The organism is Streptococcus tangpeifui, from assembly GCF_011038795.1.
In the GTDB taxonomy this organism is placed as follows: domain Bacteria; phylum Bacillota; class Bacilli; order Lactobacillales; family Streptococcaceae; genus Streptococcus; species Streptococcus tangpeifui.
In genome coordinates, this window is sequence record NZ_JAAKDU010000001.1 from 250,236 (window position 1) to 276,143 (window position 25,908).

Genomic DNA, 25,908 nt, shown 5'->3' on the forward strand with positions numbered 1-25,908 from the left:
TCATATAGTATTAAAACTTATATTTTTCTACTGGCTATTGTATATTTAATCACCTTTGGACATGTGTTAACTAGGAAATGGGAAGACAATTATAATAATGAAATGGAATAAAAATGATAAATGATCAGTATTTATTTGAAATCTTTCGGCTATTAGACAATTCTTTTGATGACTTAGGCTGGTATCCTGGTGATAATGAGACTGAAAAATTACTTGGTATGATTTTAGTTCAAAATACGAACTTTACTAATGTTCGTTATTCAATTAGGAATTTAAAAGATTTTTTTCTGTTGAAGCTCTCCTTGCGTTAAAGCCAGAAGAGCTTCAAGAAAAAATCAAACCAAGTGGTTTTTATGTTCAAAAAAGTAAAACCATACGTGAGGTGTTTGGCTTAATCCAGACTTGTGGTGGCTTTGAAGCTCTAAAAGCCATTGATATTGATTGGTTTAGAAAGCAGCTTTTGTCAGTAAAGGGCATTGGAGATGAAACGGCAGATGTTATCTTATTATATTTGCTAGATTGTAAAAAATTCATCTCAGATGCCTATGCTAGAAGAGTGTTTGGACGTTGTCTTGGATTAAAATTTCGTCGTTATCATGATATGGGACAGGTTAGTGATTATTATCTAGAAAACTTATCAGTCAATCAATTGCAGCAGTTTCATGCGATGATTGATGAGCTGGGAGGTAACTTTTGCAAAAAACGACCGATTTGTTCTTTATGTCCTTTGCGACCACTTTGTGATTTTTATAAAGGGAACTATGACTCTGAGGTATTGAGGTAGATATGACATGGAAGATAGTTTTGAGCATTTGATGTTTAGTGATACTGTGGCTACGGCTAAGGCTTTGCTTGGCATGGAGCTCTACTTAGAAGATAGACTGATTGGAAGAATCGTAGAAACAGAGGCTTATCTAGGCGCTAAAGATAGTGCCTCTCATAGTGCAGGTGGTAAGCGAAGTAAGAAAAATGAATCTATGTATCTTTCTGCTGGTCATTGGTATGTGTATCAAATGTATGGACATCACATGCTTAATTTGGTCACCAGGAAAAGTGGCATTGCCGAGGCTGTACTGATTCGTGCGTTAGAAGTTAAAGAGGAGCAATCAGTTGCCAATGGACCAGGGAAATTAACTCGCTTTGCTCACATTACTAAGAGTTTTGATGGTCAACCTATTGATAATTGTGCTTTATCGCTTAAGGAGGGTGTAAAGCCTGTATGTATTGATAGCCGTGCTAGAATAGGTGTAACCTGTACAGATCATTGGAAGACAGAGCCACTTTGCTTTTATGTCCGAGGCAATAGGCATGTTTCGAGGATAAAAAAGAAAGGCCTATTGATGGATAATGATACTTGGTTGCCCATTGATTAAAGGCTTGTGTGGAAGAGTATCTTTATCTGTTGCCTAATTTGTCATCTCTTGTATATGAAATCAGTAATTTCATAACACTTTCAAAGGGGACATGGCTTACAAGGATTAATTAATGATGTCGAGGGACTGTTGTATCCAATAGGAGGTATTTCATATTTGGCCATCAGAATCTTATTTGTGTTGATACCCAATAAATGTCACGAAAAGGCTAAAATAAGTCGTGAACGGGATTTTATTAGAATAATCTGTGGTTTTTAATTATGTTTTTCTATACTAGAATCCAACTTGACCATCTCCTTCCCCCGACGGTTTGCTTCTATTTATGCTATAATACAAGGGACTGTAATTCGACTTAGCTAGGCCAGTCATAGAAATTGGATCAGTTAAGGACCGTTGGTAAAGAATAAGATGACAGTTTGGTCATCAGCAAGAATAAAATATTTTAAAGGAGTTTATCACCATGAGTGATATTAAAATTATTGCCCTAGGTGGGGTGCGTGAAAATGGTAAAAACCTCTATCTAGCAGAGGTTAATGAGTCCATTTTTGTTTTGGATGCTGGGCTCAAGTATCCTGAAAATGAACAGCTGGGGGTTGATGTGATCATCCCTAACATGGATTATTTGGTTGAAAATAGGAAACGCGTGCAAGGGGTCTTCCTGACTCATGGGCATGCGGATGCCATCGGTGCCCTGCCTTATCTTTTGCAAGATGTGCGGGTTCCTGTCTTTGGTTCTGAGTTGACCATTGAATTAGCTAAATTAGTGGTTAAGAATAATTCTCAGGTCAAGAAGTTCAACAACTTTCATGTGGTTGATGCTGGGACGGAAATTGAATTCAAGGATGCGCTTGTTTCTTTCTTTAGCACTACTCACTCTATTCCTGAAAGTTTGGGAATTGTCTTGGGGACTGACCAAGGAAACATTGTCTACACTGGGGACTTCAAATTTGATCAAGCAGCTAGTCCAGGTTATCAGACTGACTACGGCCGTTTGGCTGAAATTGGTCGCGAAGGTGTTCTGGCTCTCTTGGCGGACTCAGCCAATGCCGACAGCAAGGTGCAGGTAGCCAGTGAAGCAGAAGTTGGCGAAGAAATGGATGATGTCATTTCGGATGTTCAAGGACGCATTATTGTTGCTGCTGTTGCCAGCAACTTATCTCGGATTCAGCAGGTCTTTGATGCAGCTGCCGAGTACGGCCGCCGCGTTGTCCTGACAGGATTCGATGTGGAAAATATTGTCCGTACAGCTATTCGTTTGAAAAAACTCAGTGTTGCTGATGAAAAGCTGATTGTGAAGCCTAAGGACATGCATAAGTATGAAGACCATGAGCTGATTATCTTGGAAGCTGGTCGGATGGGGGAACCAATCGAGGGGCTCCGCAAGATGGCTATTGGTCGCCACCGGTATGTGGAAATCAAAGATGGTGATTTGGTTTATATTGTTACCACCCCTAGTGTTGCTAAGGAAGCCGTTGTGGCACGTGTGGAAAATATGATCTATAAGGCCGGCGGTTCTGTTAAGTTAATTACACAGAATCTGCGCGTGTCCGGTCATGCTAACGGCCGTGATTTACAGCTTTTGATGAATATTTTACGTCCGAAGTACCTCTTCCCTATTCAAGGGGAATATCGGGAATTACAAGCCCATGCAGATTTGGCTGAAGAAATCGGTATGCTGCCTGAAGACATCTACATCATGAAGCGGGGAGATATTATGGTTTTAGGTGATCAAGGCTTCATGCATGAAGGCGGTGTGCCTGCCAGCGATGTTATGATTGATGGGAATGCCATCGGTGATGTTGGTAATATTGTTCTGCGGGATCGTAAGATTCTTTCTGAGGACGGTATTTTCATTGTAGTTATTACGGTCAATAAGAAGAAAAAGACCATTGTTTCCAGAGCAAAAGTCCACACCCGTGGTTTTGTCTATGTGCGTAAGAGCCGTGATATTTTGCGGGAAAGTGCTGATTTGGTCAATAAGACGGTAGAAGATTATTTGGCAACCGATGGTTTTGATTGGAGTGAGCTTAAGGGTTCTGTCCGTGATGAGCTGGGCAAATTCCTCTTTGATCAAACCAAACGTCGTCCAGCTATTTTACCAGTGATTATGGAAGTGCGATAAGTCTCTGCTTAGTTTTGACGGCTTTTTGGAAAACTTAACTATTGAACGCAATTATAAAAAACAAAAAGAGGTTAGGCTTGGTCTCACCTCTTTCTTATAGGAGTCAATTATGGCATTTTTTCAAATCGAATATCATTCAAAGGTTCTTGGTTTTGAGCGTCAAGTCAATGTGATTTATCCAGATAGTTTTGAACTGACTCAAGAAGAAGCAGACAGTAAAGATGTTCCCGTTCTCTACCTCTTGCATGGCATGGGGGGAAATCAGAATTCTTGGCAGAAGCGGACTCATATTGAACGCCTTCTGCGTCACACGAATCTGATTGTCGTTATGCCCTCAACGGATCTGGCTTGGTACACTAATACAGCTTACGGTCTCAAGTATTTTGATGCAATTGCCAAGGAGCTTCCTCAGGTTATGCATCGCTTTTTTCCCAATATGACGACCAAGCGAGAGAAAACCTATATTGCTGGTCTTTCCATGGGTGGTTACGGAGCTTATAAGATGGCTCTTTTAACCAATCAATTTGGTTATGCCGGCTCTTTTTCAGGTGCCCTCAGTCTTGATATGGATAGTCTGCAGAATGATGTTGATGAGAATCTAGATTACTGGCAAGGAATTTTTGGTCATCTGTCTGCTGTGGATATTGACCGACATTATTTGACTAATATGGTGGCCTCTCATGATATGAAAACTAAGTTCTATGCTTGGTGCGGCCAGGAAGATTTTCTTTATCAGGCTAATGAGAAGGCTGTTGCCGATTTTAAAAAATTGGGTTTGGATATCACTTACAGCACAGCGCCTGGTAGGCATGAATGGTACTATTGGGAAAAGCAGCTAGAAGCCTTTTTACGCTGGTTACCGCTAGATTACCATGAAGAAGAGCGTTTGTCTTAAACTTATCACTTCTCTAACAAAACAGTGACAGCTGGGCTGTGACTTGAGTTTTGAAACTGAGCTTGTTATACTTGTGGACACTTGAAAGATTAATGAAGAGGGAGAGAATAGTTATGAAAAGTTTTTTCAAAATTCTATGGGCCATTCCTAGGGCCGCTCTCAGCTTTATTTGGCATTTTTTCTGGGGCTTCATCAGAACTTTGGCCATCTTTGCCATCATTGTTTTTGGTTTGGCTTGGTATGCGAATCACAGTCAGTCTCAATTTGCGCAAACCTTACAGACTGGCTTGACTAACGTTACTAGCCATTTTTCACCTAAGGCTGATTTTAAGCAAAATCTCCAAAATCTGGCAACTGATGCAGCATCTGACCACCAAAACCAAGGGGCTCGTTGGGAGACCAACTCGGCGACAGTTTATCTTGATTCAACAGATTCAACTTTTGTCTCAGCCTATAAAGAAGCTGTCGCAGCTTGGAACGACACCGGTGCTTTTACTCTCAATTTTGTGTCGGATAAGGACTCGGCTGATATCATTTTGACCGATCAGTCTGATAGTTCCAGTCAGGCTGCCGGTGAAGCTAAGACAACTACAGAATCTCTGTCCAACCGTATGACTCATGCTGATGTCTATCTCAATTCTTATTATCTGCTCAATGATGCTTATGGTTACAGTCAGGAGAGGATTGTCAATACAGCAGAGCACGAATTGGGCCATGCTATGGGACTGGATCATAATGACGGTCAGGCCTCAGTGATGCAGTCTGCAGGTTCTTATTACTCTATTCAGACGGTTGACATTGATGCCCTGCAAAAACTTTATGCGAACTAGGAGTGCTTATGTTTTCTGTGTTAAAAAATTGGGCTGGCCGTTATCCTGAACAAGCCTTTCTGTTACTTTTTAACAGTGGGGTCTTTGTTTGGTTGCGGCTGGCTGGAGCAGCGGTTTCAAATAAGTTGGCTTTAGGCTGGGACCATCTGGCTCATTTGCCCAATTGGCTGGTTAGTTTGAGTCAACATAGTCAAGCTGGCCTGCAAGGCTTCTTTGGTCATACGGCTATCACTTGGCTGATTGTGTCTATGGTCTTGACTCTCGTCCTGCATTTTATCAAGGGTTTAGTTAAATTTCTGCTCTTCTTCTTGATTGTAGGTGTAGGGGTCTATCTAGTTTACCGCCATCAAAGTATTCTGGGGCAGCTACCTGGTTAAAATGAGATTAATAACTCAATGACTGCAACTCCTATCCTACTGGAGTTGCATTTTTTCTAGTTTAACAGATGCAGGGTTACTAACAGTGTAAGAAAAGTAGTCCTTTCTTTTTCTGATTCTCACCGTCAGCAAAAGTGCCTAGAAGACTGATTTTTGCTATAATGATTCTATGATTATTTTACAAGGAAATAAGATTGAACGCTCCTTTTCAGGAGATGTCCTTTTTGAAAATATTAACATTCAAGTTGATGAGAGGGATCGGATTGCTCTGGTTGGCCGAAACGGGGCTGGAAAATCAACTCTGTTGAAGATTTTAGTGAAGGAAGAAGCTCCAACATCGGGTGAAATTAATACGAAGAAAGACCTCAGCTTATCTTATCTGGCACAGGATAGCCGTTTTGAGTCTGAAGATACTATTTATGATGGCATGCTGCGGGTTTTTGAGGATCTGCGTCAGCAGGAAAAAACTCTGCGGACTATGGAGATGAAAATGGGAGAGCTATCTGGTGCAGAGCTGGATAAGCTCATGCAGGACTATGATCGTTTATCTGAGAACTTTCGAGCTCAAGGCGGTTTTACCTACGAAGCTGATATTAAAGCAATTTTAAATGGCTTTCAATTTGATGAGACGACTTGGCAGACCCCTATTTCGGAACTATCTGGTGGTCAAAACACTCGTTTGGCTTTAGCTAAGATGCTTTTGGAAAAGCCCGAGCTTTTGGTTTTGGATGAGCCGACCAATCATCTGGATATTGAGACTATCGCTTGGCTGGAGAATTATTTGGCCAATTATCAGGGGGCCTTGATTATCGTCAGCCATGATCGCTATTTCTTGGATAAGGTAGCAACGGTAACCTACGATTTGACGCCTCATTCGCTGGATCGTTATATGGGGAATTATTCCGCATTTATGGATGCTAAGGCTGAAAAATTGGCCAGTCAGGAGAAGGCTTATGAAAAACAGGCTAAGGAAATTGCTAAGCTAGAAGATTTTGTTCAAAGGAATATTGTCCGAGCCTCTACGACTAAACGGGCCCAAGCCCGCCGTAAGCAGTTGGAGAAGATTCAACGACTGGATAAGCCTCAAGCCCAGCAGAAGTCAGCCAATATGACCTTCCATGCGGATAAACCGTCTGGTAATGTTGTTCTGACAGTTTCGGAGGCTGCTATCGGTTATGACAATCAGATCTTGTCCCAACCCATTAATTTGGATGTTCGTAAATTTGACGCTATTGCTATCGTTGGCCCCAACGGTATTGGTAAGTCTACTCTAGTTAAGTCTATTGTTGGTCAAATCCCTTTTATTAAGGGGCAAGGCCACTACGGAGCTAATGTCGAAATGGGTTATTATGATCAGACCCAGTCTAATCTGACTCAAACCAATACCGTTCTTGATGAGCTATGGAATAATTTTTCGACCACAGCGGAAGTGGAAATCCGCAACCGTTTGGGCGCTTTTCTTTTCTCAGGTGATGATGTCAAGAAGTCTGTGGCTATGCTCTCTGGTGGGGAGCGGGCTCGATTGCTTCTGGCTAAGCTCTCCATGGAAAATAACAATTTTTTGATTTTGGATGAGCCAACCAACCACTTGGATATTGACAGCAAGGAGGTTTTAGAAAATGCCTTGATTGATTTTGATGGCACTCTGCTCTTTGTCAGTCATGACCGTTATTTTATCAACCGAGTGGCCACCAAGGTGTTAGAAATTTCGGAAGCTGGTTCTAAACTTTATCTGGGGGATTATGACTACTATCTGGAGAAAAAGGCCGAGGAAGAAGCCTTGGTTCAGTTAACTCAAGCAGAAGCTGACAAAGATATTTCTATTTTAGCTGAGTCTGGTGGTAACTCAAGTCAAGATTACCAGATTCAAAAAGCTAATCAAAAAGAGGCTCGCAAACTGACCCGTCGTATAGAACAGGTAGAAAATGACTTAGAAGATATTGATAATAGGGTTGCAGCCATTTCAGGGGAAATGGAGCAAACAAATGACACTCAAGACTTAGTGGATTTGCAGGCAGAGCTTGATAAACTCACCCAGCAGCAAGACAATCTTATGTCAGAGTGGGAAGAATTGAATGAACAGTTAGAAAAAATTTAGTAAAAAGTTTGGATTCCTCGTCCTTAGATTTACGGTTGGACGGGGAATTTTTTAGTTTGTGAAAAAATATTCAATTTTGTTTTGAAATCCCTTTCTTTATTGTGATATCAATGAGCGTCTTTTTTGCAGTTTGTGAAATTTTTGGATAGAATAGGCTTATAAAGGATTATGGGAGGTCGTTATGACACAACTTTCTAAAGAACAGTTATTAGACTTGTACTTGAAAATGGAACGCATTCGTGAGTTCGATACGCGTATTAATAAATTAGTTCGTCGTGGCTTTGTTCAAGGGATGACCCACTTCTCAGTGGGTGAAGAAGCAGCCAGTGTGGGTGCTATTGCTCATCTGACTTACGACGATATTATTTTCTCAAACCACCGTGGTCATGGTCAGTCTATCGCTAAGGATATGGACCTCAATGGTATGATGGCTGAGTTGGCCGGTAAGGCTACAGGTGTTTCAAAGGGTCGCGGAGGTTCTATGCACTTGGCTGACTTTGAAAAGGGTAACTATGGAACCAATGGTATTGTTGGCGGTGGTTATGCGCTCGCAGTCGGTGCAGCCCTTACCCAACAGTACAATGACACTAACAATATCGTCGTAGCTTTTTCTGGTGATGGAGCGACCAATGAAGGGTCTTTCCATGAGTCTGTCAATATGGCAGCAACCTGGAAGCTCCCGGTTATCTTCTTCATCATCAATAATCGCTATGGCATCTCAATGGATATCAACAAGGCGACAAACACCCCTCACCTCTATACCCGTGCAGAAGCTTATGGTATCCCAGGTTACTATGTCGAAGACGGTAATGATGTCATGGCTGTCTATGACAAGATGAAAGAAGTTGTCGACTATGTCCGTGGGGGCAATGGCCCAGCTATTATAGAGGTTGAGTCTTACCGCTGGTTCGGCCATTCAACAGCCGATGCTGGTAAGTATCGCAGCAAGGAAGAAGTAGATAGCTGGAAGGCGAAAGACCCGCTTTTGAAATTCCGTGACTTTGCGGCTAAAGAAACAGATATCACAGCAGAAGAGCTGGATACTATCCATGAGCAAGCGGTTAAAGAAATTGCCGATGCTTATGAATTTGCTCAAAATAGTCCGGATCCAGAGCTTTCAGTAGCTTTTGAAGACGTCTGGGTAGATTAAGTTGTAATCATTTTTCGAATGTAGTTGATAGATTAATGGAGAACACAATGACAGAAACAAAAACTATGGCCTTGCGCGAAGCTGTAAACCTCGCAATGACAGAGGAAATGCGTAAAGATGAAAAAATTTTTTTAATGGGTGAAGATGTCGGTATCTACGGCGGTGACTTTGGTACCTCAGTTGGTATGTACGACGAGTTTGGCCCCAAACGCATCAAAGATACGCCAATCTCAGAAGCTGCTATTGCTGGATCAGCTATTGGGGCCGCTATCACAGGACTGCGTCCTATCGTGGATATCACTTTTATGGATTTCTTGACGATCGCCCTTGATGCGATTGTCAATAATGGTGCTAAGAATAACTATATGTTTGGTGGTGGTCTCAAGACCCCTGTCACTTTCCGCGTGGCATCGGGTTCTGGTATCGGTTCAGCAGCCCAGCACTCGCAATCTCTGGAGGCTTGGTTGACCCACATTCCAGGCATCAAGGTGGTTGCCCCTGGCAACGCCAATGAAGCCAAGGGCCTCCTCAAGTCAGCCATTCAAGACAATAACATTGTTGTCTTCATGGAACCAAAGGCCCTCTACGGTAAAAAAGAAGAGGTTAATCTCGACCCTGATTTTTACATTCCGCTGGGAAAGGGAGAGATCAAGCGCCAAGGAACTGACCTGACTGTTGTGACCTACGGTCGCATGCTTGAGCGTGTCCTGCAGGCCGCTGACGAAGTAGCAGCACAAGGTATCAATGTTGAAGTTGTTGACCCTCGCACTCTCGTGCCACTTGATAAAGAACTGATTATTAATTCGGTTAAGAAAACGGGTAAGGTTATGCTGGTCAATGATGCCTACAAGACAGGCGGCTTTATCGGTGAAATCGCAGCTATGATTACTGAGAGTGAAGCCTTCGATTACCTTGATCATCCAATCGTACGTTTGGCCAGCGAAGATGTGCCAGTTCCTTATGCGCGTGTTTTGGAACAAGCCATCTTGCCAGATGTCGAGAAAATTAAGGCTGCAATGATCAAAATGGCAAATAACGGAAATTAAGAACATCACTCTAACAGCATTAGAAAGGATGGTAGCAAGCCAGCTCAGAAAGCGTCGTGCTTGCAAAAAATAGATTATGGCAGTAGAAATTATTATGCCCAAGCTCGGTGTTGATATGTCTGAAGGCGAAATCATCGAGTGGAAAAAACAAGAGGGTGATACTGTTGCTGAAGGCGATATCCTTCTTGAAATTATGTCGGATAAGACCAATATGGAAATTGAAGCCGAAGACTCTGGTGTCTTAGTCAAAATTGTCCACCCTGCTGGTGATACTGTACCCGTTACCCAAGTTATCGGGTATATCGGTGAGGCTGGGGAAGTGATAGAGGCTAGTTCAGCTAGTCAATCAGTCTCAGCTGCTGTTCAAAAAACAGCATCGATGACAGTTCCTCAAGAAGTGCCGCAAGCGACTGAAACTCAAGCAAAAGTGCCGGTTCAAGAGTCGGCTCCGCAAGTGCAAGCTGGTTCTACTCCTACCGCCAAACCGCAGGGTTCTGGTAAAGTTCGTGCAACCCCGGCAGCCCGTAAATTGGCAGCCGAGCAAGGAATTGATCTTGGACAAGTACCTGGAACTGGTCCTCATGGCCGTGTCCATAAGGACGATGTTGAGAACTTCAAGGGTACTCAGCCTAAGGTAACACCTTTAGCTCGTAAGATGGCAGCTGATCTAGGTGTAGACTTGACAAGCATTTCGGGTACAGGAATCTTTGGTAAGGTGACTAAGAAAGATATTTTAGCTGCTAGCCAAGTGACAGCGCCGGCTCAAGCAGCTACGCCGACTTCCGAGGTACTTAAAGCTAAAGCAAGTCTTCCAGAAGGTGTTGACATTAAGCCAATGTCTGCGATGCGAAAGGCTATCGCTAAGGGTATGACAAATTCTTATCTGACAGCACCAACCTTTACACTTAATTACGATATTGACATGACCAACCTTATGGCGCTTCGTAAGCAAGTCATCGACCCAATCATGGAAAAAACTGGGCAAAAAGTAACTTTTACCGACCTGATTGGTTTAGCTGTTGTTCGTACTCTAATGAAACCAGAGCACAAATACCTCAATGCTTCTCTGATTAATGATGTCAAGGATATCGAGCTGCACCGTTTTGTCAACTTAGGCATCGCAGTTGGTTTAGATGATGGTCTTGTAGTACCAGTCGTTCATGGTGCTGACAGGATGAGTCTGTCTGAATTTGTCGTCGCTTCAAAAGATGTTATCAAGAAGGCTCAGGATGGTAAGCTTAAGGCGGCCGAGATGTCTGGTTCAACCTTCTCTATTACTAATTTGGGAATGTTTGGAACCAAGTCTTTTAACCCAATCATCAACCAGCCAAACTCAGCTATTTTGGGTGTGGCAGCAACAGTGCAGACACCTGTTGTCGTTGATGGTGAGATTGTTATCCGTCCAATCATGCAGCTCTGCTTGACCATTGACCACCGGATTGTCGATGGTATGAATGGCGCTAAATTCATGGTTGACCTCAAGCACATCCTTGAAAACCCAATGGAATTGTTGATTTGACGGCGAAATAACGAGATAGGCTATCAGTAGAAGAATTTTTAAACAAAATCACAATAAAGAAAGGATGTAGAGCGAGAGAAAGAGGAAACTGAACTCGAGCGGGAAGCTCGGACAAAAGACCAGTCGTTTGGAAAATCAGGATTTTCTACGATTTCCTAGATTCAGTTGCTTTCTTTTCGCTCTTGGTATCTTAAATATGGCAGTAGAAATTATTATGCCCAAGCTCGGTGTTGATATGTCTGAAGGCGAAATCATCGAGTGGAAAAAACAAGAAGGAGACACCGTCCAAGAAGGGGATATCCTCCTTGAAATCATGTCCGATAAAACCAATATGGAAATCGAAGCGGAAGACTCTGGTATCTTGGTTAAAATTGTCCATCAAGCTGGTGAAACAGTACCAGTGACCGAAGTTATTGGTTATATTGGTGCGGAAGGTGAAGTTGTGGATACTGGTACTGCGTCAGCCCCTGCTTCTCCAGAGCCAGTTGTCGAAGAAGCGACTGCTAATTTAGAAGCCGCAGGTCTGCAAGTTCCTAAGGCTCCGGTTCCTGATGCTGTACCAACCCCTGCAGCCCTAGCTGATGATGAGTATGATATTGTTGTGGTCGGCGGCGGTCCTGCTGGTTACTATGCCGCTATTCGTGGTGCTCAGCTAGGCGGAAAGATCGCTATCGTTGAAAAAGCAGAGTATGGCGGTGTCTGCCTCAACAAAGGCTGTATCCCGACCAAGACCTATCTGAAAAATGCAGAAATTTTGGATGGTCTAAAGATTGCTGCAGGCCGCGGCATTAATCTCGCATCAACTAACTACAGCATTGATATGGACAAGACTGTTGACTTTAAGAACTCAGTGGTTAAAACATTGACTAGTGGTGTTCGCGGTCTCCTCAAGGCTAATAAGGTTACCATGTTCAATGGTTTTGCCACAGTAAATCCCGATAAGACCGTGACAATTGGCTCTGAGACAATTAAGGGTCGCAGTATCATCTTGGCAACGGGTTCAACAGTCTCTCGTATTAATATTCCGGGTATTAATTCTTCATTAGTATTGACTTCTGATGACATTTTAGACCTGCGTGAAATGCCTAAGTCGCTAGCTGTGATGGGTGGTGGCGTTGTTGGTATTGAGCTAGGTTTAGTATGGGCCTCTTATGGTGTTGAAGTTACTGTTATTGAGATGGCTGATCGTATCATTCCTGCTATGGATAAAGAAGTATCGAAGGAACTAGAAAAAATCCTGACGAAGAAAGGGATGACAATTAAGACACAGGTCGGTGTCTCTGAAATTGTTGAGGCCAACAATCAACTGACGCTTAAACTTAATAATGGCGAAGCAGTAGTTGCTGAAAAGGCTCTTCTATCTATCGGCCGAGTACCACAGTTAAAAGGTTTGGAAAAACTTAATTTGGAAATGGAGCATGGTCGTATCAAGGTTAATGATTACCAAGAAACTTCTATTTCTGGAATTTACGCACCGGGCGATGTTAATGGTATCAAGATGTTGGCCCATGCTGCCTACCGCATGGGTGAGATTGCTGCTGAAAATGCTATTTGGGGTAATGTCCGTAAGGCTCATCTTGATTATACACCGGCTGCCGTTTATACTCATCCGGAAGTGGCCATGTGTGGTATCACAGAAGAAGATGCCCGTCAACAGTATGGCAACATTTTGGTCGGCAAGGCTAGCTTTACTGGCAATGGTCGTGCTATTGCGTCAAATGAAGCTCAAGGTTTTGTAAAAGTCATTGCCGATACCAAGTATCATGAAATTCTTGGTGTTCATATTATCGGTCCGTCTGCTGCTGAAATGATTAATGAAGCTTCGACTATTATGGAGAATGAACTGACCGTTGATGAATTGCTCCAGTCTATTCATGGACATCCAACCTTCTCTGAGGTACTTTACGAAGCCTTTGCTGATGTGCTTGGAGAAGCCATCCATAATCCACCGAAACGCAAATAATATGCTGATTCTGCTCATTTATGTATAATAAAGGAAGAAAGAGTTCTGGTTGATCTGAACTCTTTTGTTTTGAAAATCTTGTTAAATCGTAATATTAACAAAATTTGAATGAGATATGAGGAGTTACTACATGAAATATATCGTCAATAAGTCTAACAATCCTGCCTACAATGTTGCCTTGGAAGCGTATGCCTTTCGAGAATTAGTCGATGAAGATGAAATCTTTATTCTCTGGATTAATGAGCCAGCTATTATCATCGGTAGGCACCAAAACGCTATTCAGGAGATCAATAAAGAATATACGGATGCGCATGGTATCCATGTTGTTCGTCGTTTATCTGGTGGTGGTGCTGTCTACCATGATCTTAACAATCTCAATTACACCATTATTTCTAATAAGTCTGATGAAGGGGCTTTTGATTTTAAAACCTTTTCGGAGCCTGTGATTGCAACATTAGCTGATCTGGGGGTTACAGCAGAGTTTTCTGGCCGTAATGATTTAGAAATTGATGGTAAGAAAATTTGCGGGAATGCCCAAGCTTACTATAAGGGGCGGATGATGCACCATGGCTGTCTACTATTTGATGTGGATATGACCGTCTTAGGTAATGCTTTGAAAGTTAGTAAAGATAAGATTGAATCTAAGGGAGTCAAATCTGTGCGTTCACGCGTGACTAATATTCTAAGTGAACTGCCAGAGAAGATTACAGTTCAAGAGTTTTCTGATAAAATTTTGGATAAAATGAAAGGAATGTATCCTGATATGACTGAGTATGTTCTCAGTGCTGATGAACTGGCTAAAATTCAAAAATCTTACGAAGAGCAATTTAATACATGGGATTGGACTTATGGTCAGGCACCAGAATATACCATTGAACGCAATGTTCGTTATCCTGCCGGTAAGATTAACACTTTTGCCAATGTTGAAAATTCAATCATTAAAGGAATTAAGATTTATGGTGATTTCTTTGGTGTCTTGGATGTTGCCGCTGTAGAGAATATCTTATTGGGGTGCCGATACGAATATATGGATATTTTGGAGCGCTTGAAAACGGTGGATATCAGTCGCTATTTCTCTGGTATGAGTGTTGAAGAAGTCGCTAAAGCAATTGTAGTTTGATAGAAAAATTACACCAAAATAACAAATATTACTTTGGAAATACGAAAATATTGAGTTTTTTTATAAAATATCCTTAAACGCCTCCTGAGATTGATTTTTAATAACTAATTTGTTACACTGTTTGACATAGCAAATCTTTTACAAATAAAATAATTTTGTAACAATTGCTAAATTTCTATAATCAAGAAGGGTTATTAAAATGGGAAAGAAGAAATTGACTCAGTATTCACTTCTTAGCGGTTTAGTTTTAACTTCAATCGCTGCTGGCCAACAGGTATTGGCTGATGAAGCAACTGATACAACTGCTAATACAGCAGCTGATAATCAAGCGTCACAAGTTGCGACTACTGGACCTCAAGTTAAAGTTGTTGATCAACAAACTGAAGGTAACAAAACAACGACGACATCAGAAGTTACTTCACCTGAGTTGACTCAAGCTGTCAATGATGTTAATAACTTCAATGAAGCTAACAAACCATCAACTGGCAATACTGATAAAGGTGATGTCAACAAAGATGGGGCTCAAGATGCTAATACTACACAATCAAATGTAGTTGTTCCGCCTGTAACTATTTCGCAAGGTGAAACTAAGACTTATGATACTGTTGAAGAAGCAGATGCTGCTAATAAGGCGCAAGCTGAAGAAGTTAAAAATACTTTGACTCAGTATCAAAAAGATGTTGCTGATTATAAAGAAAAATTAGCTAATTACAACAAAGAAAATGAAAAGTACATTGCTGATAAGGCTGCTTATGATGAAAAAGTTAAGGCTTACAATGACTACCAAGCTAAAGTAAAAGACCTATCAAATCCTGAAAACGCAACAGTTGCTAAGGGACTTATTTATAACAATGAACCAAACGCAGTGGTTTCTATTGACGGTGTTAGCCAATATGTGACTAAAGAAGCACAAGCTAACCACGTTCAAGATGAAATTCTTCAACAATTTAATACGGATAAGTATCCAGGATCTGACTTCACATCAGAAAATCCATACGCTAATAATGAAGATGCATGGTTCAAGATGAATGTTGGTGATACCGTTACGGCTACTTACACTGGCCTTGAAAATGCAACTTACCTTGGTACTAAGATTGGTAAGGTTGTCGCAACTTATAAGTTGAACAGTACGACTAGCAATGATAACACTGCTATTGTAAAACTTTATCATGACCCAACCAAGACAATCTTTATTGGTGCTCAAACATCAGATGATCCTTCTAAGGAAATCACTGCTGATTTGCAAGTGAAGTTCTACGATGAAAATGGTCATTTGATTAATATCAATGGTGACAACTCAGTTATCAGCTTGTCTTCACTCAACCACTGGACAACTGAATACGGTGATCACGTTGAGAAAGTTCTTAACATTGGTGAGAATAAATTTGTTGGCTTTAAAGATTCATCTGTTAAGATTAATCCTGATGGTGCTATTTATTCACCATCTGATAATGAATTTGTTGCTAATGGTGCCGCTCTCAATAGTGACGGTGAAGACGGTTGGGATAAGATCAATCCAGATGGAGAAAAACGGACCAAAACATCTGCTTATGGTGCCGCAGCAATGACTTATAATGGTGAGCCATTCACCATTTCAGCTTCTGGTAACAATGTTGGAGTTCCAACAGCTATCTGGTTTGCTGTGAACTCCTTGGCTGTTAAAGCTCCGGGTGAAGCTCCAAAAGAACCAGAGAGACCTAAGCTATCTGCTGTGAGCGTTAAGTATAACAAGGCTATTGTTAAGGCGGTTGCTGAAATGCCAACTCCAGGACAACCAACGCCGCCAACACCAACAACACCAGGTGAACCAACGCCTCCTACTAGTCCGGAACCTCCTAAGTCACCAGCACCTTCGCCAGCTCCTAAAGTGCCAGAAAAGCCTGTTACAGCTGCTCAAGGTGCCCAAGCTACTCCAACGATGCAGAAAGCTCAAGCTCTGCCGCAAACTGGTGATGCTAACAGCTATGGTGTTGCTGCCTTCGGTGCTGGAATTGTAGCCTTCTCTACTTTAACACTTCTTGGAAGTATGAAACGTAAAGAAGACTAAGCTCAGTTTCTATATTGATAAAATACTTAAAAGATCTGCTCATCATTTGGATGGTGGGTCTTTTTTATGGCTCTCTGTCAACGGTGACTTATAGCTAGACACGAGAAGAGCTTTTTTTATTAGGGCTTCCAGCTTTTCTAAGAAAACCACCGGCTAAACTGGTGGCTGATAAGGCTTCTAACTTCCATTTATTGATTTATAATGGTCAATTGCTAATTTTTTTGCTAGACTAAACTTATGATGTTTGAATCGAGAAATAATCCTGCGCTTACTAATCATCAAGAGGAACGGTGCCATCAGTTTCAGACTGAGAAGGTCAAAGAGGCCAGTATCCTGTTTATGGGAGATTCCATTGTTGAATTTTTCCCTTTGAAAAAATATTTGGGGCATAATTTTAATTTTGTTAACCATGGTATTGCTGGTATTTCGGCCCATTGGCTGGCTGATCATATTCCAGAAGTTTTGGGACATCAGGAGCCCGATAGAATTTTTTTGCTGATTGGCACCAATGATATTGGTATGGGATATGATGTGCCAGCTATTGCTGAAAAAATTGAAGAATTGATCCATCATATGCAAATTGAAGCTGTTGGCTGTCCTATCTCGCTCCTATCTGTTCTGCCAATAAATGAAGCGGAAAGCTATCAAGCTAAAGTTAAAATTCGGCGCAATCAGACTATTCAAGCTTTGAACCGAGAGCTGCTGAACATACCAGCAATTGAGTTTGTTGATGTCTATGATGCTCTGCTTGATGAGCAAGGACAACTAGCAGAACCTTATACCCAAGAAGGGCTACATTTAACGCAAGAAGGGTACAAAGCTTTATCCAAAGCCCTGAAATCCTACCTTTAAAGGATAAGTCTAGGATAGCAATAGCTTGAATTAGGTAAGCATTAAAGATTACTAGGTGGGATAAACGCACTTTTTAAAATCCTTTTTTGAAATGAAATTCTTTGTTTATCTGTTAAGATCGTTTTCTTTTGATGGAGCTGCTAATCCAGTTGACTTGAGTGATACTAATCATGAATTTCTTGAGTTTGCTGCTAGTACTTTTACTTTGGTGTTTCTATTTTAACAGGTCTTAAATACAAAGAGAATACCCCTTCTGCATAACTCTTAAGCGTCTAAAGCTTTCAGTTCCTGGCTGGAGGTTTTTTAGATTTCTTTTTTGTGAGAAAAGTGGTAGACTAGGTCAGAACGAAGCGTAAATTTTTGAAATGGGAGGAAATCAAATATGACAGCGGATGAAAAAATTTTAGCTTTGGTAAAACCAGAATATATGGAAAGAATTCCTAAAATGTTTCGGGGACATGCTACCAAGGCAACGGTAAAAAAGATTGCTCAGGAACATCCAGACCTTTATGCTAAGGTAGAGGAAGCTGGGGAATTACCAGATGACTTGGCTCAAGAATTGTCCAGTATTATCAATGGTATCTTTGAAGCTAAGATGAAAAAGCACAATTTCTAAATTTTTGTTTTGAAAGCCGGTTCAGTTTGGGACTGGTTTTTTATTTTACTGCAACTTTGATGGAGTGACAGATACAGACAATAGCAATGGGAAGAAGATAAAGCTCAGTAGGGCGGAATAAACTCAAAAATTATTTGAATATTAAAGAAATTTTTACTATAAAATATTTTCAGTAAACAAATTAGTTTACAAAACAATTACTGAATGTTACGATAGGAAAGATGAGATAACGATTCAATGTGTGAGAGTGTTGAATGAGTTATGGGAGCTCATCGAATAAATAAACTTTTTTAATTTTAATTATCATTGGGAGGATAATGAAATGTCAACAAAAAAATTCAAGAGCTACACGCTCTTTAGTAGTTTACTTTTGGCTACTGTTTTTGCAACGAATACAGCTTTTGCTGATGAAGCCGCGAACGGCAGCGATCAAACGAATCAGCCAGCGGTGTCACAGGAGCAGGCAGCACAGTCTGGGCAAGCTCAAGGCGGTCAAAGCCAAGATGCTCAAACTGATAGCAACAATCAAGCAGTGCCTGTCACTGATCCAACCGTTACAGAAATTGACAGGCAAGATAATGGTGATGGAACGTCAACCACGACATCAGAAGTGATTTCACAAGATTTGGAAACAGCGAAGGCGGATGTTTCTCAGTTTAACGAAGATAATGTGGCTACTGTTAGTCCAGCTGTAAATTTTTCAGAAACTGACGTGAAAGAACAGCCTTCTGTAGAAGCAGCACATGCTGATAATCAAGCGCAGGCTAAGGCGATTGAAGACGCTTTAACAGCTCAAAAAGGGAAACTTGACCAATATAAAACTGATATGGAAAACTATCAACGTGAGCTTGATCGTAAACCAGAGTTGGAAAAGAAATATCAAGAAGCTTTAGCTAAGTATGAAGAAGATCTTAAGGAATATGAGGCTCAAAAAGCTGCCTACGAAGAATACCAAAAGCTACTTGCTGAAGGTATTGATGCTGGTCGTATTGAGAAGGCACAAGGTTTGATTTACCAAAATGAACCAAATGCTACTATCGCTTTAGAAGGTGTTAGCCACTTCTTGACGAATGAAGCTGTTGCTAAGCACCATGCAGATGGTATCTTAGACCAATTTAATACCGATAGGTACCAAACTAACGGCAAATATAATGCTGATGAATTTACTGACAAAAATCCAACAACTGGTAAAGAAGATGTTTGGTTCCGCATTCCAGTTGGAAAAACCATAACAGCAACCTACACTGGACTGGAAAATTCTTACTACGATGGCAAAAAATTGAGCAAGGTTGTCATTAACTATACACTTAATAGTACAACTAATAACGATAATGATGCCTTGGCTAAACTTTTCCACGATCCAACTAAGACGATTTTTATTGGGGCACAGACATCGAAGGAAGGCCGTGGTGATAAGATTAGTATCACTATCCATCCAACCTTCTTCGATACTGATGGGAAACAAGTTGATTTGAGTACCAACAAGGCTATCATGGGCTTATCTTCTCTTAACCACTGGATTACTGAATACGGTAATCACTTGGAAGCAGTAGAAGTGGGTGATAACGAATATATCCAAATTCCAGGGTCATCTATTCAAAATCACAATGGTTCAGCCTATTCAGAAAATGATAACCAATACAAGACCAATGGTTCGGCCTTCAATGGTGACGGTGAAAACGGTTGGGATGCTATCAATGATGATGGTACCCCACGGTCTAAAACAGCATTCTACGGTGCTGGTGCCATGACTTATAAGGGGCAACCATTCACAGTTACTGCTGGAGGTAACGATCAATACCTGCCAACAACCATTTGGTTTTCTGCTAACTCAGTTGTTTCAGTGCCGAAAGATCCAGGTCAAGCTCCTGAAAAACCAGAACCAGTCGAAGATCCTAAGAAGCCTGAAGCTCCAAAAACTTTAGAATTAACTTGGCATAAAAATATTGTCAAGAAAACCGCAGTGAATCCGATACCGGTTATTCCAATTGTTCCGACAACAATTACAACTGTTAAAACACCAGATCCGCAGCCTCAGCCACAAACACCAACCACTCCAATCCCGGTGAAGATGGCTGAACCAAAATCTGTTGCTGGTTCAGTTCAAAAACAAGCAGCTCTTCCACAAACGGGTGATTCAAATGGTTATGGTCTTGCAGCATTTGGTGTTGGTATTGTTCTCTATGCAGCTCTTACTTTACTTGGTAGCCGTAAAATGGATGAACATGAAGACTAAGTAGGCCTAATAAGAAGTAGTAGAGGACGTCTTACGTTAAGATTATAAAACTTCCATCTCATAAAAGGTGGAAGTTTTTGCATGTTTTCAGAACAATTTTAATAGGCACTTAATGGCACAACAAAAGCCCAGCAAGTTCTTGGGCTTTCTTAACATCTAAATTCAAAAATAGTGGCAGTGGTCTGGTCTTATTTTTCGAACTCAGCCTTGCTCTTAACGTCTGCGTATTCTTCGGGGACTTCTTGGGATAAGATGTCATCGTAGCTGGCCAGCTTGATGTCTTGACCGTATTTGTTTCGTAGCGCTGTTGTAACTAAGCGATAGGCTAGGTTAGCATTGCGAGAAAGGATTGGGCCATGGAAGTAAGAACCAAAGACATTTTTGTAGTGGACCCCCTCGGTGCCGTCTTCTTTGTTGTTACCATTACCGTAGAGGCAGACGCCTAAAGGCTTTTCATTATCGGCAAGGAAGGTACGACCTTGATGATTCTCAAAGCCATAATAGGTTTCATCAAATTCCTCATTGTGAATCTTGATGTCACCGATATAGCGATTGTTTTCTTGATTGAGGGTATAGTGGCCCATGACACCGATGCCGTCGATTTTTTCGCCATTAGCTTGAACATAGTATTGACCTAGTAATTGGAAGCCACCACAGATGGCTAGGAGAACCCCGTCATTTTCGATATAATGTCCAATAGAGTTCTTAATGCGAGGGAGATTTTTGGCGACAATAGATTGTTCATAGTCCTGACCGCCACCAAAGAAGACTAGATCGTAGTAGCTGTCATCAAAGTCGTCATCCAAGGAGACGATATCAACAGAGATCTGGGCTCCCAACTTTTCAGCCACGTATTTGAGCATAAGGATATTGCCGTTATCGCCGTAAGTATTCATGAGGTTGCCATAGAGGTGGGCAATATGAAGCTCAAAATCATAATCTCGATGACTAGGAGACTGTAAGGAAGTATAAACCATTAATGCATCTCCTTTCCAACAGCATGTTGGCTGGCCAAAATGTCTCTGAATTCCAGCATGGCTGTGTAGGTGGCTAGAATGTAGGCATGCTCTTCATCCTGCTGTTTAATCAAGGTCATGATGTCCTTGAGACTCTCAGCTTGGGTAATTTTGTCTTCGGGATAACCGGTGACCCGTAAACGTCTGGCAATTTCAGAGTGACGGACACCACCGGCATTGATTTCTGGAATATTCATGTCTAGGATAGACTCGAAATTAGCATCCCAAATCCAGCTGGTATCAATACCATCAGCATAATTGGCATTGAGCAGAACAGAGAGACTGAAAGGATAAGGGGCTAACTTAATCATATCTAGGGCCTGACTGGCACCAACAGGGTTCTTAATCAGGACCAAAGTACAGGACTTATCACCGATTTTAAAAGTTTCTTGACGCCCAAAGACTGCACGGCTTTTATCGAAGCCAGCCTTGATTTGACTTGGTTCCACACCAAAGAATTCGGCTACAGCCACAGCAGCTAGAGCATTGTAGATATTGTAGAGGCCGCCAACATTGATTTTATAAGCTTGACCATCAATGATGAACTTAGAGGTCGTATTGGTGATTTCAGTTAACTTCGTAAGCGCATAGTCTAATTTTGGCCGTTCAAAGCCACAGTTAGGGCAGATATAGTCTCCTAAATTGGCATAGGTATTGAGACGGTATTCCAAAATATGCTGACACTTGGGGCAGAGAATGCCTTCAGTGTTATAGTGAGCCTGTTTAGTCTCCTCTTTGTCTGTAGCAAAACCGTAGAATTGCACAGGGTTGACAACCTTTTTGGAATGAAAGAGAGGGCTGTCCCCATTGGCCAAAATAGTGGCCTGAGGAGCTTTGGCAGCCCCATCTAAAATCATCTGGTAGGTTGTGTAAATCTCTCCGTAGCGATCCATTTGGTCGCGAAAGATATTTGTAAAAACAAAGAGACTAGGAGTGAGGTAATCTGTGATTTTTGGCAGACTGGCTTCGTCAATTTCCAGTACTGCAATTTTCTTGCCAGACTTGGCTTTCTTGGCTGTCAAAAAGGTTGATGTGATGCCAGTAATCATGTTAGCACCACTCGGATTGGTTACAACTTCCCCAAAGGCCTCTTTAAGAATACCGACAGTTAAGGCGGTTGTTAAAGTTTTGCCATTAGTTCCTGTTATGACCACGATTTCGTAGTCCTTAGCAATACTATCTAAAATATCCTTATCAAATTTTAGGGCTAGTTTACCAGGCAGGGTTGACCCTCGTCCCATCTTACTGAGCATGAAATGTGCTGACTTTCCCGCCGTAATCCCTAGTAATGTTTGTAATTTCATAAGAATATTTTATCATAAAAAAATAGTCCAGTGGACTATTTTTTCCCGAGCATGGAAATAAGAAAGCGAGGCAAGTCCAGTGGACTATTTTTTCCCGAGCATGGAAATAAGAAAGCGAGGCAAGTCCAGTGGACTATTTTTTCCCGAGCATAGAAATAAGAAAGCGAGGTAAGGAAGTGTTAGATAATTTTCTGCTTCCTCTGCTGTTAAATCCTTGAGAGTAGGACAAAAATTGGTCAATCACTATTTCATGGCAGTTTTGATTTTTCTCCCAATTTTAAATCGGTAGGCTTGGGTGGCAGTCTATCTCTGGACTGCCAAACACCACCACTGAGATATCGCTCCTATCTTCGTACAGTTTTATCAAGATACAAAGCCGTTAAGCAGTGCAAAGGGATTTGGGAAGATCACCGCAGGTGATAAAACACCTAAGAGATTTTCTGCTTTCAGTTGCCATATTTGTAAGAACAACAGCTAGGGATCTAATTTCACAGCACTGCAGGCGCGTTCAACTATTAATTATCACTTGCATGGTAGGTAAGTCTGGGACCAAAGTCCAGACTCGTTAGCGTGGTTTTAGATTTACTAGATTGATGCAGTGGTTGATGAGGACAGGTAAAAACTTGTCCAGTATTTCCGTTTTGGAATAAGCTCTTGACGCGCAGTGATTAGCTGGTTTTCCTTTTGTCATAAAGCCAAAGCCGAAAGTCAGTCAACTGTGCGGTTGTGGAAATATGAACCAGAAATTTCAGTTTTTGGAGTAATCCCCTTCTCAATGACTGCGGAATAGTTAACACACAGAGGAACTTTTGGTTCAGCCTCGCTATCATTCACAAAAACATAAAATAGGGAAGCTAGTTATCACTGTTTTGTTAGAGTAGAGCGCACTCTGGCTATTCTTTTATACAACTTTAAAATGGAGCTGATTATGTGTTAGACCACTTTTGTTTATTTAATCCAAGAAAAAGGAAACAACGGCAATGACGATAACTGCCCCAGCAATGGAGGGAATCAGAGCCATACCAGCCAGCGATGGTCCCCAGTAGCCAAAGAGAGACTGCCCGACAAAGGATCCAATCAAGCCAGCAATGATATTGGCTAAACAGCCCATAGAATCGCTCTTTTTTGTAATAGCTCCGGCCAGCATTCCGATAATTGCTCCAACGATAATTGAACCTAGCATAATTTCTCCTTTTTAGTGAATTAATTTGTTGCTATTGTAACTAATTTTCTGATGTTTGACAAAGCCTAGCCTCAGATTAGGATAAATTGGAGCTCTCCATATTCTTAGTAATATAGAGGAAATTCTGACCTACAGAATTAAATTTCCTAAAAGGTAGAATTTTGGAGAGCATTGATTATTAAAACTCGGCTCTTCTCTTTATCAGAATGATAAGGAAAAACCTATTAAAAAATGCTATAATAAAAGGTGCTGATTTTTACAGTAGAAAAATAAGAAGAGAGGAATTCATGAACGATTTAATCAATTTAGATCCTGACTTTTGGCGGTCCATCTTTGATTCCCCTTGGGCTGTTGTTGTCAATATCCTAGATATTTTAATCGTTGCCTATCTCATCTATAAGTTTATCAATGCTCTGGCCGGAACGAAAATTATGTCACTCGTTCAAGGCGTTGTCCTCTTTGTTCTTTTGCGTTTTTTAGCGCAGATTATCGGTCTGACGATGGTTACTTACCTGATGAATCAGATTATCACTTATGGAGTTATTGCAGCGGTTGTTATCTTTGCACCGGAAATTCGGACGGGGTTGGAGAAGTTTGGACGAACACCTCAGGCTTTTATTCAAACGAATAATATGACGGAAGATGAGCGCTTAGTTGATGCTCTGATGAAGGCTGTAGCCTATATGAGTCCGCGAAAAATTGGGGCTTTAATTGCGATCGAAGGGACACAGACCTTGCAGGAATATATTGCAACTGGTATTGTTCTGGATGCTAATGTGACCAGTCAACTGCTGATTAATATTTTCATCCCTAATACACCGCTGCACGATGGTGCTGTTATTATTCAAGGAAATAAGATTGCGACAGCTTGTTCTTACTTGCCTCTCTCTGAATCTGGTAATATTTCTAAAGAATTTGGAACCCGCCACCGGGCTGCCATTGGTTTGTCGGAAAACTCCGATTCGTTAACTCTGGTTGTTTCTGAAGAAACAGGTGGTCTATCGGTGACCTATAAGGGAGAATTCCTTCACGATTTAAGTCGGGATGATTTAGAAGATTTTTTGCGGGATAAACTGATCAAGGCTGAGCCTAAAAAAACAAATCTCCTAGACCAGTTAAGAGGAGGTCGTCGCCATGAAAAATAAGAGATTGCGCTGGCATCAAAGGCGCCGATTAATCCGACAGGTTGGTACTGGAATATTCTCTCTATTTTTAGCTATTCTAATCTTTATGACTGTAGTCAGTGGCGATGGTATCAACAAGGGAAATTCGAGCGGAGTTAATTCGTCTAATTTTAGTGATACTGTTGAAAATGTTCCTATCAACTTTAAGTATGACAGCAATGAGTACTACATTTCTGGCTATGCTTCAACAGTCACGGTGACGTTGAGTTCATCTAATCGAGTTAATCTGACAACAGAAACTAATAAGTCAACTCGCAATTTTCAGGTAACTGCAGATTTGACTAATCTAAAAGAAGGGACGTCCAAGGTACAACTGGATGTTCATAACTTGCCGGCTGGTATGACGGCTAAGATTTCGCCGAATACTGCGACAGTTACCATTGGTAAAAAGGAAAGTAAGACTTTTGCGGTCAAAACAGAAATTTCTGATGATCAGGTAGCCAAGGGCTATGCAGTAAGATCAACAAATTTAGACATTGATGAGGCTAAGGTGACTAGTAATGAAGCAACAATTGCTCAGATTGACCATATCAGAGCAACTCTGCCTGATGATGAGCCAGCTTTGACTGAGGATTATGACGGTAAGGTCAACCTACAAGCGGTTGATAGTAATGGCAATGTTTTAGGGGCTACAATTTCGCCAGAGACAGCTGACCTCTCTGTGGAGGTTGTTCTTCTGACAAAGAAGGTTCCCAATGTTCATTAAAGTCAAATTTTCAGGAATATGAGTAATGCCTTATCTAATATCAGTTATTCCCTTGATCGCTCGATGGTTCTGGTGCATGGCAATCCAGTCAGTCTTAATAATATTAGTGAACTAACGGCTGTTTGGGGGATTTCTAATGTGACCGAAACTACAAAAAAGATCAAATTATCGGCGAATGGTGCAACAGTTGATCCACCTGAGATTGATGTCAAGTTGATCACCACAAAGAACTAAGAAAAATTGCAAGATTAGGAATGGAGGAAAGTGCTTA

At 41.3% G+C, this 25,908-nt stretch carries 19 protein-coding genes and 2 pseudogenes; 18 read left to right on the top strand and 3 right to left on the bottom strand.

Going from position 1 to position 25,908, the window contains the following annotated elements; genetic code table 11:
• Window positions 1–286 precede the first annotated feature (286 nt).
• The 16 genes and pseudogenes from G7Y32_RS01165 to G7Y32_RS01240 all read left to right on the top strand — a co-directional run.
• A pseudogene (locus G7Y32_RS01165) lies at window positions 287–784 on the top strand (endonuclease III domain-containing protein); the annotation flags it as partial.
• A 7-nt stretch (window positions 785–791) separates the two neighbouring features.
• A complete protein-coding gene (locus G7Y32_RS01170) occupies window positions 792–1,373 on the top strand; it encodes a DNA-3-methyladenine glycosylase (RefSeq protein ID WP_165209482.1) in 582 nt (193 codons plus the stop codon).
• 460 nt (window positions 1,374–1,833) lie between these two features.
• Window positions 1,834–3,495, top strand: a complete 1,662-nt coding sequence (locus tag G7Y32_RS01175) for a ribonuclease J (RefSeq protein WP_165209485.1) — start codon at window positions 1,834–1,836, stop codon at window positions 3,493–3,495.
• 109 nt (window positions 3,496–3,604) lie between these two features.
• A complete protein-coding gene (locus tag G7Y32_RS01180) occupies window positions 3,605–4,390 on the top strand; it encodes an alpha/beta hydrolase (protein WP_165209488.1) in 786 nt (261 codons plus the stop codon).
• A gap of 113 nt (window positions 4,391–4,503) precedes the next feature.
• Window positions 4,504–5,220, top strand: coding sequence for a matrixin family metalloprotease (locus tag G7Y32_RS01185; protein WP_165209491.1), 717 nt, complete (start codon window positions 4,504–4,506; stop codon window positions 5,218–5,220).
• Between the two features lie 8 nt (window positions 5,221–5,228).
• Window positions 5,229–5,597: a hypothetical protein gene (locus G7Y32_RS01190; protein ID WP_165209494.1), complete on the top strand. Its 369-nt coding sequence runs from the start codon at window positions 5,229–5,231 to the stop codon at window positions 5,595–5,597.
• Between the two features lie 169 nt (window positions 5,598–5,766).
• Window positions 5,767–7,695, top strand: a complete 1,929-nt coding sequence (locus G7Y32_RS01195) for an ABC-F family ATP-binding cassette domain-containing protein (RefSeq protein ID WP_165209497.1) — start codon at window positions 5,767–5,769, stop codon at window positions 7,693–7,695.
• A gap of 181 nt (window positions 7,696–7,876) precedes the next feature.
• Entirely contained in the window at window positions 7,877–8,845 is a 969-nt protein-coding gene (locus G7Y32_RS01200; RefSeq protein WP_165209500.1) for a thiamine pyrophosphate-dependent dehydrogenase E1 component subunit alpha, read from the top strand.
• 47 nt (window positions 8,846–8,892) lie between these two features.
• Complete coding sequence (locus G7Y32_RS01205; protein WP_165209503.1) at window positions 8,893–9,891, top strand: alpha-ketoacid dehydrogenase subunit beta; 999 nt, start codon at window positions 8,893–8,895, stop codon at window positions 9,889–9,891.
• 76 nt (window positions 9,892–9,967) lie between these two features.
• Complete coding sequence (locus tag G7Y32_RS01210; protein WP_165209506.1) at window positions 9,968–11,410, top strand: dihydrolipoamide acetyltransferase; 1,443 nt, start codon at window positions 9,968–9,970, stop codon at window positions 11,408–11,410.
• Window positions 11,411–11,606: 196 nt separating this feature from the next.
• Entirely contained in the window at window positions 11,607–13,373 is a 1,767-nt protein-coding gene (lpdA, locus tag G7Y32_RS01215) for a dihydrolipoyl dehydrogenase (protein WP_165209509.1), read from the top strand.
• Between the two features lie 130 nt (window positions 13,374–13,503).
• Entirely contained in the window at window positions 13,504–14,493 is a 990-nt protein-coding gene (lplA, locus tag G7Y32_RS01220) for a lipoate--protein ligase (protein WP_165209512.1), read from the top strand.
• Between the two features lie 199 nt (window positions 14,494–14,692).
• Window positions 14,693–16,540, top strand: coding sequence for a GbpC/Spa domain-containing protein (locus G7Y32_RS01225; RefSeq protein ID WP_165209515.1), 1,848 nt, complete (start codon window positions 14,693–14,695; stop codon window positions 16,538–16,540).
• Between the two features lie 237 nt (window positions 16,541–16,777).
• Window positions 16,778–17,392 carry an SGNH/GDSL hydrolase family protein gene (locus tag G7Y32_RS01230; protein WP_241154183.1) on the top strand — a complete coding sequence of 205 codons (615 nt, stop codon included), beginning with the start codon at window positions 16,778–16,780 and terminating at the stop codon, window positions 17,390–17,392.
• A gap of 382 nt (window positions 17,393–17,774) precedes the next feature.
• Entirely contained in the window at window positions 17,775–18,008 is a 234-nt protein-coding gene (locus G7Y32_RS01235) for a hypothetical protein (RefSeq protein WP_165209518.1), read from the top strand.
• 322 nt (window positions 18,009–18,330) lie between these two features.
• A complete protein-coding gene (locus tag G7Y32_RS01240) occupies window positions 18,331–20,244 on the top strand; it encodes a GbpC/Spa domain-containing protein (RefSeq protein WP_165209521.1) in 1,914 nt (637 codons plus the stop codon).
• 188 nt (window positions 20,245–20,432) lie between these two features.
• Here G7Y32_RS01240 and gatD read toward each other — a convergent pair whose 3' ends face one another.
• The 3 genes from gatD to G7Y32_RS01255 form a co-directional block, all read right to left on the bottom strand.
• Window positions 20,433–21,221, bottom strand: coding sequence for a lipid II isoglutaminyl synthase subunit GatD (gene gatD, locus G7Y32_RS01245; protein ID WP_165209524.1), 789 nt, complete (start codon window positions 21,219–21,221; stop codon window positions 20,433–20,435).
• Entirely contained in the window at window positions 21,221–22,564 is a 1,344-nt protein-coding gene (gene murT / locus G7Y32_RS01250) for a lipid II isoglutaminyl synthase subunit MurT (protein WP_165209527.1), read from the bottom strand. Before murT ends, gatD begins: the two co-directional genes overlap by 1 nt.
• 952 nt (window positions 22,565–23,516) lie before the next feature.
• On the bottom strand, window positions 23,517–23,747 hold the full coding sequence (locus G7Y32_RS01255) for a GlsB/YeaQ/YmgE family stress response membrane protein (RefSeq protein WP_004225329.1): 231 nt from the start codon (window positions 23,745–23,747) through the stop codon (window positions 23,517–23,519).
• A 287-nt stretch (window positions 23,748–24,034) separates the two neighbouring features.
• On the opposite strand from G7Y32_RS01255, the gene cdaA reads away from it, so the two are divergent.
• Together cdaA and G7Y32_RS01265 are read left to right on the top strand one after the other, a co-directional pair.
• Window positions 24,035–24,892, top strand: a complete 858-nt coding sequence (cdaA, locus tag G7Y32_RS01260; RefSeq protein ID WP_165209530.1) for a diadenylate cyclase CdaA — start codon at window positions 24,035–24,037, stop codon at window positions 24,890–24,892.
• A pseudogene (locus G7Y32_RS01265) lies at window positions 24,882–25,871 on the top strand (CdaR family protein). The gene cdaA and the pseudogene G7Y32_RS01265 overlap by 11 nt, the downstream one beginning before the upstream one ends.
• Window positions 25,872–25,908: the final 37 nt, after the last annotated feature.